Here is an 11,768-nt window from a genome sequence, read left to right as displayed (position 1 = left end):
GGTCGGCAGGGCCCTGGCGAAGTCGCGTGATGCCCGGTTCGTGTTCGTGAGGTCACCGGAGGTGAGGGGCGCCGAATATCGCATGCCCCACGAACTGGCGCGCTGATAGCTTCGCGTCCGTGATCGTGTATCCGCTGTGGCATGTGGGCCACCAGAACGAAGCCGGCGCTGACGGCTCGACAGTGCACGTCGATGAGAGCGGCGTGTTCTGCGACGAGTCGGACGGCGACGACGTAAAGCTGCTCGGTTTCTACTCAACCCGTGAACGGGTTGAAGAGCGTGTGCGTCAGGCTCGACTGCTGCCAGGTTTCCGTGATGAACCGGAGTGCTTCTACTTCGACGCCTGCGAGCTCGATGAGGACGGTTGGACCGAGGGCTTCGTTCGCGTTCTGCCGGGCGAGTAGGCCGGTGGGCGGAGTCCCGGTGGGATACCGGTCCACCGGGGCCTGCTCGATGGTCAGGCGGGTGACGGCGTAGACCGTCTTGACGATGGTCTTGCCGGTCCTGCGGTCGGTGCGCCGGCGCTTGAGTCGGTCAGCCTGGCGGGCTCGGGGGAAGAGGGGGCTGCTCTCACGGTGGCGGCCTGGATCCGGCGGATCTCAGAGCGGCCGTGGCCGATGTCCCGGGTGCGTCCCTCAGGCGGGATGTCCTTCCAGGGAAGGGGCTTGAGCTGTCGACGCAGCTTCTTGGCGACGGTGTCCAGCAGCGGCTTGAAGCAGATGATCTCGTTGGTCTTCTCGCCGACGTCCAGCTGGGGCAGGACCGGGCCGTTGGTGTGCTCCAGTGCGGCAGGCAGGTGGATCTTGCGGCCCCCTTCGCTTTTCAACCCGGTTGAGATCGAGCGGTACCCGCAGCAGATCCGGACCCGCCCGGGCTTCTGGCTGCTCCTCGCCCGCGACGGAAGCGAGGTGGTGGGGTTCGCGTACGGCTACCGGCTTCCGGTGGACACCGGTTGGTGGGGCAATCTGCTGGAGGCGATGTCTCAGGACTTCACCGGTGAGACGGGTGAGCGGACGTTCGTGGTCATCGAGATGGCCGTGCGCAAGCCGTGGCGCCGTCGAGGGGTTGCGGCCGGGCTGCACGCGCGGCTCATTGAGGGCTTGGTGGTGGAGCGGGTGACGCTGACGGTGCGCCCGGAGCCTGAGGCCGCGCCCGCGCGGTCGGCGTATGTGGCGTGGGGGTACCGGGAGGTGGGGCGGTCCCATCCGGGTGAGGAGGGGCCCGTGTACGACGCCATGGTGTTGGACCTGCGCTGAACCACGGCAGCGCCCGGCCGTCCGAGGGATGGCGCGGGCGCTCGCCCCGTCGTTGTCCTGTCGTGACGGGGTGTCTTCCGGGGCGTCTTCTCCTGTGGGGTCAGCGGGAGTTGGCACGCCTGCGTACCGTGAACAGCACCCCGCCACCCGCGAGCAGGACCGCCGCACCGCCGCCCGCGATGTACGCCGTGGCGCCGCTGCCGCCGGTCTCCGCCAGGTCGGTGTTCTTATCGCCGGTGTCGGAGGCGGTGTTCTCGGTGCCCTTGTCGTCAGTGCTCTCGTCGTCCTTGCCCTGGTCCTCCGCCGGGACGAAGTCCGAGGGGGGCTGGTCGCAGCCGATGCCGTCCTGGTCGCGGTCCAGGTCGTTGTCGTAGTGCTTGTCGCCCCTGGCGATGTTGTCGTACCCGTTCTCGTACGCCTCGGTGCAGTTCTTGAACGGGTGGTTGCCGTCATGGGCCTGGGCGGTGGTGGCCGACAGGGCGGTGAGCGCCAGTGCGGCGACGGCCACGGCGGCGGGCTTGCGGAGCAACTTCACGAGAGCACCTCAGATTTGGGTCGTTATCCGGACGCATGATCACGCAGGGCGATCAGTCGGATTTGAGGTGACGAAAGTATTAGGGGGCTGGTGGTGCGGTGGCGGAATGACGGACCCGTGATGCGAACGTGACGTGACCGGACAGTAGCTCTCCGCTCATGGGGCCGTCATCTGTAAACCCGGTGCGTATGCGGGGCGGGGTGCGGGCATCGATCCCCGTGATCGGCCGAGCAGCTCGTTGGGGCGGAGCGTTCCGGGGCATACTCCTGGTACCACTGGCCTGGCTGATGATCCGCTGGTGGCCGGAGTGCCGGGACTTCTTGCGACGTACTGCCGCCGTTTCTCGCCGCGGCCTGGGTGGACAGCGGGGCGGGTTCTGATGACGAAGTGGAATGAGTCGAGATGACACGGCGTACACCGCACACCTGGTGGGTCCTGCGAAGCTTCCGGCACCTCGACCGCCCCAAGGCGCTGGATTGGCCGAAGGCGCACGCGCGCGTCGCGTTCCTGACCCGGGAGCTGGGCCCCTGGCACCCCGACACCTTGAGCGCCCGCTCCAGCCTGGTCGCCTGGCTGAGCCTCGAAGGCGACCACGCCGCCGCGCTACGGCTGACCGAGACCGAAGTCGCCGACCTGATCGCGGAGTTCGGCTCCGACCACCCCGACACCCTGATCAAACGGTCGGCCCTCGCCTGGTGCCGTAGAAGGGTCGGCGATCTGGACGGAGCCATCGCCGGGATGACGGCAGTTGTCGAGGACAGGATCCGGCTGCTGGGCCCCGACGACAGCACCACCCACCGAACGCAGGCGTGGCTCGCCCAGTTCCTGGCCGAGAACGGAGACGCGGCCGAGGCGGTGGGCAGGCTGACCGCCTTGTACGCGAAGTCGCAGACCTTCGGCGTGAAGCGGCAGGACACCACCCGGTCCCTCCGCAATACCCTGATCACGGCACTGGAACTCAACCGCGACTTCGAGGAGGCCCTCGCCCTCCTGGACGAGGAGATCGACGCCGAGAGATCGACCGTCTACGGCATCGACGAGAACCTCGGCGACTACAACATGAAGCACCTGAAGGAGTTGCGCACCCGCCTCGTCGGGCGCGTCACCGCGGAGAGGGCGAAGAAGGAACGACGCGCGCGCTGACCCTGGCCACAGTGGATTCTGGCAGCCGTATGAATCCCGGCCGATGCCGCCGTATGTCCCACCCGCGCATTCCACCCGCACATCCCACACACACGTCCCTCGCGGCGGTTACGAGCGGAACGGCCCTCTCACCTCGTACGTGATCCCGGCGGACGAACTCCCGCTCGTGCCCCGCTGGCTGGAGAAGTAGAGGCGGGTTCCGTCGGGGGAGAAGGCGGGGCCGGTGATCTCCGAGCCGGACTGGCCGTCGATGCGGAGGAACGGGGCGATCACGTCGTCCGGTGTGATGACGCAGATCTCCATGTTGCCGCCGTCCTCCGCGACGAACAGGTCGCCCGAGGTGCTGCCGGTGATGTTGTCGACGCCGGTCAGCGGGGCCGTGCCGGAGGTCACGAGCGAGTCGTCGTACGCCAACTCGTAGGTGCCGGCGGCCAGGTCGAGCTGCCAGACGCGGTTGTCGCCCTTGGTGGTGAACCAGACCGTGTCGTCGGCGTAGTGGCAGCCCTCGCCGCCGTTGAACTTCTTCGAGCCGGAGACCTGCGTACGGGTCGTGGTGGGGGAGCCGTCCGGGTCGGGCACGTTCGCCCAGGTGAAGGAGCCCGAGGTGGCCGTCCCGGCGACGAGGACCTGGAGCGTGCCGGCCGACAGGTCGCCCCAACTCGTGGGCACGAAGCGGTAGAAGCAGCCGTTCGTCTCGTCCTCCGTCAGGTACACCGCCTCGCGCACCGGGTCGGCCGCCGCCGCCTCGTGCTTGAAGCGGCCCATCGCGTCCCGGCGCACGGCCGCGTTCACGCCCCACGGGTCCGTCTCGTAGACGTAACCGAGGGACACCTCCTCGCAGGAGAGCCAGGTGTTCCACGGGGTCCTGCCGCCCGCGCAGTTCTGCCGCGTGCCGGACAGGACGCGGTACGCGCCCGTGACCGCGCCGGCCGACGAGAACTTCACCGCGCTCGCGCCGCCGGAGGGGTTGGTCTCCGAGTTGGAGACGTAGATCCAGCCGGTGCCGTCGGCGTAACAGGCCCCGCCGTCAGGGGCGTTGTGCCAGGTGTACGAGGTGCCGGGGACCGTCTGGCCGGACCTGGCCATCACCTGGCTGGTGAAGCCGTTCGGCAGCCTGACGCCGTTCGAGTCCGCCGCGCCGAGTGCCCCGTACGGGCCGGTGCCGGGCTGGGCGGGTGCGGCGTACGCGGCGCCGCGCCACAGGGTTCCGCCGAAGACGGCGGACGAACCGCCGAGGACGGCCGCACGCAGGAGGGTACGACGTTCCACTGTCGCTCCAAAGGGGTGCCGTGACCGCCCCGTTCGCCGGTCGGCGACGGGGTCGCGCACCGCCGGAGCCTAGGAGTGCGGGATGGACGCGCCATGGCCAGGCGGTGACGTGTACGCGTCACCGCCTGATGTGCCCCGTACGCCCCCGCGTCACACCTTCAGCGCCTCGTACGTGACACCCGTCAGCCGCTCCGACTCCTCCCAAAGCCGTTGTCCCGCACGGTCGTTGAGGGTCCACCTGGCACGTCGCGACTTCGCCGGGGAGCCGCGGAGGCCGAGGATCGAGGGGCCGGTGAAGGAGTCCGGGCGTACGCCGGGTGCTGTCGCCGCGTACAGCGTGGGGAGGGCGCCGGACTCCGCGGACTGGGCGACGAAGCGGCTGCCGATCTCCATGAACCGCTCGGCGGCCTTGCGGCCCTCCATCCTCGGGGCCACGGTCATCAGGTTGGTGGCGGCGTAGCCGGGGTGCGCGGCCGCCGCCACGACATCGGAGCCGATGGCGGCGAGCCTGCGCGCCAGCTCGTGCACGAACAGCAGGTTGGCCGTCTTCGAGCGTCCGTACGCGGTCCAACGCCCGTACTTCCGCTCGCTGTTGAGGTCGTCGATGTCGATGTCGGCCAGCGCGTGCACGAAGCTGGACACGCTCACCACGCGGGCGCCGGGCGTGGCCAGCAGCGCCGGCAGCAACAGCCCGGTGAGCGCGAAGTGCCCGAGGTGGTTGACCCCGAACTGCGTCTCGAACCCGTCCGCCGTGCGGCCCTGCGGCAACGCCATCACGCCCGCGTTGTTCACGAGCAGGTCCAGACGGTCGTACTTCCGTCCGTACGCCGCCGCGAACTCCCGTACGGAGTCCAGGTCTCCGAGGTCCAGCCGCACGAACTCCGCCTCCGCGTCCGGCACTTCGACGGTCATGCGGTCGGCGGCCTCGGTGCCACGGCTCTCGCTGCGGCACGCGAGGACCACCCGGGCGCCCCGCCGGGCCAGTTCGCGGGCGGTGACGTACCCGATTCCGCTGTTCGCCCCGGTGACGACGACGGTACGGCCGCTCTGGTCGGGGATGTCGTGCGCGTTCCAGCCGGCCATGACCATGGCTCCCTCCGCCTACGGGTGGCTTCACAGCGTAGGCACGGCTGAGGGACAGCGCTCCCTAAGGAGCGCGGGGCTGTATCGAACGACCCGGGCGACGCTCACCGCGAGGCGTACTCCTCGGGCATGGGCCGCGTGTCGAGATAGAACCACTCGGCCGTGGGCCCGGGCCCCTGCGTCGGCCCCGCGGCTGCGGGCGCGTACGGCCGCCTGGGCAGCTCGGTTCCGGCCGACCGATCCCACTCATCAGCCAAGTCCGCCACAGGCGCAGTCGTGCCGACCGGCTTGGCCGGCCCCGGCATCAGCAGTTCCACCCGCAGGCCGAATCCCCGCTGCTGGGCGACGAACTCCTCCACCTGGTTGCGGCAGGCGTGGTCGAGGTGGGTCACGCCGGTCAGGTCGAGGCGGATGCGCGGCTTGTCCGCCTCCGCGGCGGCCTCCAGGGCCTCGATGAGTTGCGGCAGCCGCAGGAACGTGGCGTTGCCCGCCATGACGACCTTGGCGGTGTCCTCCTCCAGGTGCTGCTTGATGACGGTCTGCGACATGCGCAGCGCGGCCAGCACGATTCCGGCGGCGAGGCCGAAGAGGACGCCTTCGAGGAGCGCCGTCGCCACGATGACCAGCGTGGTGAGGGTCATGACCGCGAACTCGCCCCGGTCCTGGCGCCACATCTTCGGGAACTCCTCGGGAGCGAAGAGCTTCCAGCCGCTGTGTACGAGGACGCCCGCGAGGACGGCGATCGGGATCAGGGCGAGGACCTGGGGCAGGAGCAGCGCGAAGGCCAGCAGCCACAGGCCGTGCAGCGTGCGGGACAGCCGGGTCTTGGCGCCCGCCTGGACGTTCGCGGAACTGCGGGCCACGACCGCCGTGATGGGGAGCGCGCCGAGGATGCCCGCCACGGTGTTTCCGGCGCCCTGGGCGATGAGTTCGGGGTTGTAGCGGGTGCGCGGGCCGCTGTGCATACGGTCCACCGCGGCGGCCGTGAAGAGGCTCTCCGCCGAGGCGATCACCGTGAAGGTGAGGATGGCGGTGATGATCCCGACGTCGGCGAGGCCGGCGAACTCGGTGGCGCCGGGGACGTTCACGGACGCGAGCAGATTGCCCACCTGGAGCGTCTTCACGTCCACGCCCGGCAGGGAGGCGACCCCGATACCGATCCCGACGGCCACGAGCGCGGCCGGGACCTTCTTGACCGGGCCCGGCAACTTCTTCCACAGGAAGCTGAGCACGATGGTGACGACGCCGAGTCCCGCGGCGATCAGCGCCTGCGGGTTGGCCGCGGTGTCGGCGATCAGACCGGGGAGGCCGGCCATGTTCTCGATCGGGGTGCCCGGGGCCTTGGAGTCGGACATCGGGTACAACTGGCTGAACATCAGCGGGAGTCCGATGCCCGCGAGCATGCCCTGGACGACGGCCAGCGAGATCGCCTGGAAGATCTTGCCGAGTCGGACCAGCCCCAGGATGATCTGCAGGATGCCCGAGCCGAGGACGATCACACCGAGCATGGCGACGCCGTACTCAAGGACCGTCTCCGCCACGAGGGCCGCCAACCCGGCCGCCGGACCGCTGACTTGGAGCGTGCTGCCGCGCGCCGCGCCGACCACCAGGCCGCCGATGACGCCGGAGATGATGCCCAGCTCGGCGGGGACACCGGAGGCGACGGCCACGCCGATGCACAGGGGGAGCGCGACGAGGAAGACGACGAGGGAGGCGGTGATCTCGGTGGCGAGGTCGACCTTCGGCCCCTTGCCGTTCTTGCCCGTCCTGGCTTTCTTCTCCGTCTCGGCCGTTGGGGAGGCGGCCGTCGGTGTGATGTCCGGGCCGTACGTGGGGGCGTAGGCCGGGGCGTTCGGGGCGGGGAAGTCCGGGGCCGGGAAGTCCGGGGCGGGCGGGGCGTCCGGGATCCTGGCGTGTGCCGGTACGCGTCCGCGTGCGTGCATCCCGCTCATGCGGCGTGCACCCGGAAGCTACCGTCCTCGTCCAGCTCGTGGACCTGGCCGGTGTCGACCTCGTAGTACCAGCCGTGCAGCCGTAGCCGTCCCGAGTCGAGCCGGGGCTTGGTGAGCGGGTAACTCCGCAGTGCCGCGAGCTGGTTGACGACGTTGAGCTGGGCCACGGCCGGCATCGACGGATCCTCGAACGCGCCGTCGAGCAACGGTGCGAGTTCCGGGCGGGCCAGGTCCAGCCAGGCGTCCACCCCGGGCAGCGCGGACAGGTCGTCGCCGGACTTCAGGGCGCCCATCGCGCCGCAGTGGGAGTGGCCGCACACGACGATGTCCTGAACGCCGAGCACCTCCAGTGCGTACTCGATGGTGGCGGCCTCGCCGGACGCGCTCTGCCGTCCGTGCGGCGGCACGATATTGCCTGCGTTCCGCAGCTCGAATATCTCTCCGGGACGTGCGCCTGTGATCAGGGCGGGTATGACCCGCGAGTCCGAGCAGGTAATGAACAATGCCTCCGGATATTGGCCTTCGGCCAGCTTCCGGTATTCGCCGCTCTCGAAATCGACGCGCCTCTTGAACGAGCGGGCGCGGTCCAGCAGTGCCTTCACGGTTCCTCCCGGCAGGGGGGTTCGACCAGGGCTTTCCCGTCGTGCTCTCACCGTAGAGGGGCGACTGCCAGGCGAAGGTTAAAGGAACACTAGAGCGCGACCAGGAATGGGACATATTTTGTCCCCGGCGGGCTGAATCATCGTCAACGAGCCATCCATGGGCGGTTTTTGAGCGGCTGGTCACATTACCTCGGGTATAGGCGACGTGCCCATGACGGTTCTTGTAGCGTGTCCCCTCCACGGCGCGGAATTCGTGCTGTCCGGATTCATGGGAGAACAGGGCCTATGGGCGTACGAGTGCTGCTCATCGAGGACGACGAGACGATCGCCGAGCCGCTCGCCGAGGGTCTGGGTCACTTCGGGCTGACGGTCGACCACGTCTCGACCGGGGCCGCCGGGCTGAGAGGGCCGTACGGCGATGTCGTCCTGCTCGACCTGGGGCTGCCCGACATGGACGGCATCGACGTCTGCCGGGGGATCCGGCAGCACTCCGACGTGCCCGTCATCATCCTCAGCGCGCGCGGCGAGGAGGCCGACCGCGTTCTGGGTCTCGAACTCGGCGCGGACGACTATCTGGCGAAACCTTTCAGCCTGCGCGAGCTGGTGGCCCGGATACGGGCCGTCACCCGGCGCACCCAGCAGGGTCGTGGCCTCCAACAGGGCCTGACCGAGGGCGAGTTCATGGCGACTCCGCCGGGTGGGACGCCTGTGGTGGGCCCGTTCGGTACGAGTTCGCCCGGCACGGGTCCGCTCGGCGCGAGCCCGCTCGGGTCGGGGCCGCCCGGGTCCGGGACCCTGGGAGCGGGCGTGCGGGTGACCGGGCTGCTCGGCGACGGGGCGCCCGCCGGGGCGGGGACGCCTGGTTCCGGGTCTCCTGGTTCCGGCTCTCCAGAGGTCGGGTCTCCGGAGGTCGGGTCCTCGGGTGCCGGATATGCGGGTGCCGGGCCTTCGGCCGGCGGATTTTCGGGTGCCGGACTTTCAGACGCCGGCGCGTCCGACTGGCGGTCTCGCTCCGAGGGGGCGTACGAGTCGGGGTCCACTCCGGGTGCCGGGCCCTCCGGCGCACGGTCCCGTGCCGCGGAACCCCCGGCCGTGGAATCCCGAGCGGCGGAACCCCGGGAGGAGAAGCCGTTCAGGGGCGAGTCGTTCGGCGGCGAGCCGTTCGCGGGTGAGTCGTTCTCCGAGGGGCCGGACACCCCCGGGCGGGACACCGCGCGACGGGACACCGCAGGGCGGGGCGGCTCAGCGCGGGACGGCTTCGAGCCGGGCAACTCCGGGCGAGGCTTTGCCGGTTCGGGCGAACCGGGGCCGGCCGCCGCGGGGGCGGATACCGCATCGGCCACGCGGTCGTCGTACGACCGGACCGACGGCACGGGCGCGCGATCGTCGTACGACCGGACCCATGGCACCGGCGAGCGGTCCTCGTTCGACGGGACCGATGGTGCCAGTACGAGGTCCTCGTACGGCCCGTCCGATGGCGCCGGTACGCGGTCTTCGTACGGCCCGTCCGATGGCACCGGCGCGGGGTCCTCCTACGACCGGACCGACGGCACCCGCGGGCGGTCCTCGTACGACTCGTCCGGAGCGACTCGTGCGCCCGACTCGTACGGCTCCGCCGACGGCACCCGCGCATCGGCGGCGTACGGCTCTTCCGGCGGCACCCGTGCGCCGGACCCGTACGACCTGTCGTCCGGCGGCGCCCCCCGGTCCTCCGACGCGTACGACCCCCAGGCACCCCATGCGCCCCTCGACCCCTACGACCGGTCGTCCGGTGTCGGGCCGCGTTTCGACGAGTCGTCGCGCTCCTTCGATGGCGGGCCGGCCTTCGAGTTCGCGCCGTCGGTCCCGGCCGGGCGGTCGCGGCGGGAGGCGTCGGCGAGGGCCGGCGAAGGAGCACTCGGAGCCGAGGCGGAGCCGGGTGCCGAGACGCCGTCCGCCCCCGGCCCCCTCGTCGTCGACCGCCGTACCCGGCAGGTCTGGGTCGGGGACTCGCCGGTCTCGCTGACGCCGAAGGAGTTCGAACTGCTCGCGCTGCTCACCGAGGACCCCGGAGCGGTCTACTCGCGGCAGCAGATCCTGGACCGGGTGTGGGACCCGCACTACCAGGGCCCGACCAAGACACTGGACGTCCATGTGGCCACGCTGCGAAGGAAGTTGGGGAACTCGGCGTGGATCCAGACCCTGCGCGGGGTCGGTTTCCGACTCGCTGTGCAGAACCGGCCGCCCTCGGCGAGCGGGGCCTCGGGCGGCACCCTGGGCGGGGCGACCGATGGCTCGTACGGGGAGCAGCCCGGCAGACCGAACGGCTCGTACGGCGCATCCGGTTCGACCGGTTCGACCCGTTCGGCCGGCTCATACGGATCGTTCGAGTCGTTCGAGTCGTTCGGGTCGGGCGGCGCGTACGACGGCCTTCCGGACGGCGGATCCCACGAAGCCCGGCCGGCGGCGTTCCGGTGACGCGTCGCCTCCTGCTCAGCTATCTGAGTCTCGCCGTGCTGCTCCTGCTCTGCCTGGAGATCCCGCTGGGCTTCGTCTACTCCAGGGGCGAGCGGGAGCGGGTCACCAACATGGCGAAGGACGAGGCGGAGTCGGTCTCCGCGTACGCGTCGCTGGCCCTGTCCATGGGCGGCCGCGCGGGGCGGGACCTGCCCGGCAGGGTGAGCCGCTGCGCCGACCGCATCGGCGGCAAGGTGGTGATCGTCGACCGGTCCGGTGCGCTGGTCACCAGCTCGCACACCCTGTCGGCTACGGAGACCCAGGGCCTCGCCGCCCGTCCCGGGATCGCGGCGGCGCTGCGGGGGACCGCCACACAGGACGTCCGCACCTCCACCATCGGCGGCGTCCAGTACCTGTCCGTCGCGGCGCCGATCGCGTACGGCTCGTACAAGCAGGGCGCCGTGTGGATCACGCTGCCCACGCAGATGGTGCACGCCCGGGTGCACCACGTCTGGCTGCTGCTGGCCCTCGGGGGGCTCGCGGCCCTCACCGCCGTCGCGGTCATCGGCTTCGCCATCGCCCGCTGGACCGGCCGCCCCATCCGTGAACTGGAGCTCGCCACCCACGAGTTGGCCGACGGCGGCTCGGCCACGCCGGTGGCGATCACCAAGGGACCGCCGGAGGTACGGAGTCTCGCGGCCACCTTCAACCGTACGGCCGCCCGCCTCGAACACCTCCTGGCCTCCCAGCGCGCCTTCGCGGGCGAGGCCTCGCACCAGCTCAAGACGCCCCTCGCCGCGCTGCGGCTGCGCCTGGAGAACCTGGAGTCCGACATCGCCCTGCACGCCCGGGGCAACCTGACCGCCGCGATGACCGAGACCGACCGGCTCGCCAGGATGGTCGAGGGGCTGCTGGCGATGGCCCGGCTCGACGAGAGCGCGGCGGTGCGCGAGCCGGTGGACCTGGACCGGGTCTGCGCGGAGCGGCACCGGGCCTGGGCGCCGATGTTCGAGCAGCACGGCGTGCAGCTCGTGCTGCTCGGCGACTACGGCGGGCCGGTCCTCGCCCTGCCCGGCGCGGTCGAGCAGATCCTGGACAACCTGCTGTCCAACTCCCTGCGGGTGGCGCCCCCTTACTCCACCGTGTCCGTCGACCTGCGCAGGCCCGAGACCCACGAACGCCGCTTCCACCACCGCCCGGCGGGCCCGGCCCGTGTCGAACTCCATGTCATGGACGAGGGCCCCGGCATGACCGAGGAACAGCGCCGCCGCGCCTTCGACCGCTTCTGGCGCGCTCCCGACGCACCGAAGGGCGGTACGGGTCTCGGCCTGGCCCTCGTCCAGCGCCTGGCGCACGCGAGCGGCGGGGACGTGCTTCTGCGCGCGGGTGCCTCCGGCGGTCTTGACGCGGTGGTTCGGCTGCCGCCCGTCGTCGGTGCCCCGGCGGCGCCCCCGAGACCGCTGGAGAGCGCCGCTCAACGGGTGTTCTGAAC

10 protein-coding genes and 2 pseudogenes are annotated in these 11,768 nt (G+C 70.8%); 6 read left to right on the top strand and 6 right to left on the bottom strand.

All coding sequences use genetic code 11. From position 1 onward, the window contains the following. Window positions 1-119: 119 nt before the first annotated feature. On the top strand, window positions 120-404 hold the full coding sequence (locus tag ACH4YP_RS20575) for a hypothetical protein (RefSeq protein ID WP_361066165.1): 285 nt from the start codon (window positions 120-122) through the stop codon (window positions 402-404). A 53-nt stretch (window positions 405-457) separates the two neighbouring features. Here ACH4YP_RS20575 and ACH4YP_RS20570 read toward each other — a convergent pair whose 3' ends face one another. Then, window positions 458-826 (bottom strand): hypothetical protein, encoded by a 369-nt coding sequence (locus tag ACH4YP_RS20570; RefSeq protein WP_361066162.1) that lies wholly within the window; start codon window positions 824-826, stop codon window positions 458-460. 10 nt (window positions 827-836) lie between these two features. On the opposite strand from ACH4YP_RS20570, the gene ACH4YP_RS20565 reads away from it, so the two are divergent. After that, window positions 837-1,256 (top strand): GNAT family N-acetyltransferase, encoded by a 420-nt coding sequence (locus ACH4YP_RS20565; RefSeq protein WP_361066208.1) that lies wholly within the window; start codon window positions 837-839, stop codon window positions 1,254-1,256. 100 nt (window positions 1,257-1,356) lie between these two features. Here the strand turns inward: ACH4YP_RS20565 and ACH4YP_RS20560 are convergent, their stop codons facing one another. Then, window positions 1,357-1,791: an LAETG motif-containing sortase-dependent surface protein gene (locus ACH4YP_RS20560; RefSeq protein ID WP_398491642.1), complete on the bottom strand. Its 435-nt coding sequence runs from the start codon at window positions 1,789-1,791 to the stop codon at window positions 1,357-1,359. Window positions 1,792-2,193: 402 nt separating this feature from the next. Here ACH4YP_RS20560 and ACH4YP_RS20555 point away from each other — a divergent pair, with 402 nt between their 5' ends. Further along, on the top strand, window positions 2,194-2,934 hold the full coding sequence (locus ACH4YP_RS20555; protein WP_398491640.1) for a hypothetical protein: 741 nt from the start codon (window positions 2,194-2,196) through the stop codon (window positions 2,932-2,934). 108 nt (window positions 2,935-3,042) lie between these two features. Here ACH4YP_RS20555 and ACH4YP_RS20550 read toward each other — a convergent pair whose 3' ends face one another. From ACH4YP_RS20550 to ACH4YP_RS20535, 4 genes are all read right to left on the bottom strand, one after another. Next, window positions 3,043-4,203 carry an alkaline phosphatase PhoX gene (locus ACH4YP_RS20550; RefSeq protein WP_398491638.1) on the bottom strand — a complete coding sequence of 387 codons (1,161 nt, stop codon included), beginning with the start codon at window positions 4,201-4,203 and terminating at the stop codon, window positions 3,043-3,045. 150 nt (window positions 4,204-4,353) lie between these two features. After that, window positions 4,354-5,286, bottom strand: coding sequence for an oxidoreductase (locus ACH4YP_RS20545; protein ID WP_398491636.1), 933 nt, complete (start codon window positions 5,284-5,286; stop codon window positions 4,354-4,356). Between the two features lie 104 nt (window positions 5,287-5,390). Beyond that, window positions 5,391-7,238 carry a SulP family inorganic anion transporter gene (locus ACH4YP_RS20540; protein WP_361066147.1) on the bottom strand — a complete coding sequence of 616 codons (1,848 nt, stop codon included), beginning with the start codon at window positions 7,236-7,238 and terminating at the stop codon, window positions 5,391-5,393. Continuing rightward, entirely contained in the window at window positions 7,235-7,840 is a 606-nt protein-coding gene (locus ACH4YP_RS20535; RefSeq protein WP_361066144.1) for a carbonic anhydrase, read from the bottom strand. The genes ACH4YP_RS20540 and ACH4YP_RS20535 overlap by 4 nt, the downstream gene beginning before the upstream one ends. Before the next feature lie 285 nt (window positions 7,841-8,125). On the opposite strand from ACH4YP_RS20535, the pseudogene ACH4YP_RS20530 reads away from it, so the two are divergent. The 3 genes and pseudogenes from ACH4YP_RS20530 to ACH4YP_RS20520 all read left to right on the top strand — a co-directional run. Next, window positions 8,126-8,626 (top strand): annotated as a pseudogene (locus ACH4YP_RS20530) (response regulator transcription factor); the annotation flags it as partial. 1,143 nt (window positions 8,627-9,769) lie between these two features. After that, window positions 9,770-10,084 (top strand): annotated as a pseudogene (locus tag ACH4YP_RS20525) (winged helix-turn-helix domain-containing protein); the annotation flags it as partial. A gap of 209 nt (window positions 10,085-10,293) precedes the next feature. Further along, the gene (locus tag ACH4YP_RS20520; RefSeq protein ID WP_361066141.1) at window positions 10,294-11,766 is read left to right on the top strand and encodes a HAMP domain-containing sensor histidine kinase; all 1,473 of its coding nucleotides are present in this window, start codon (window positions 10,294-10,296) and stop codon (window positions 11,764-11,766) included. Window positions 11,767-11,768 lie beyond the last annotated feature (2 nt).

Origin of the sequence: Streptomyces sp. NPDC020747, from assembly GCF_044334695.1 — a bacterium.
In the GTDB taxonomy this organism is placed as follows: domain Bacteria; phylum Actinomycetota; class Actinomycetes; order Streptomycetales; family Streptomycetaceae; genus Streptomyces.
Note: the sequence above shows the minus strand (reverse complement) of the source record. Positions and strands in the feature narration are given on the sequence as shown.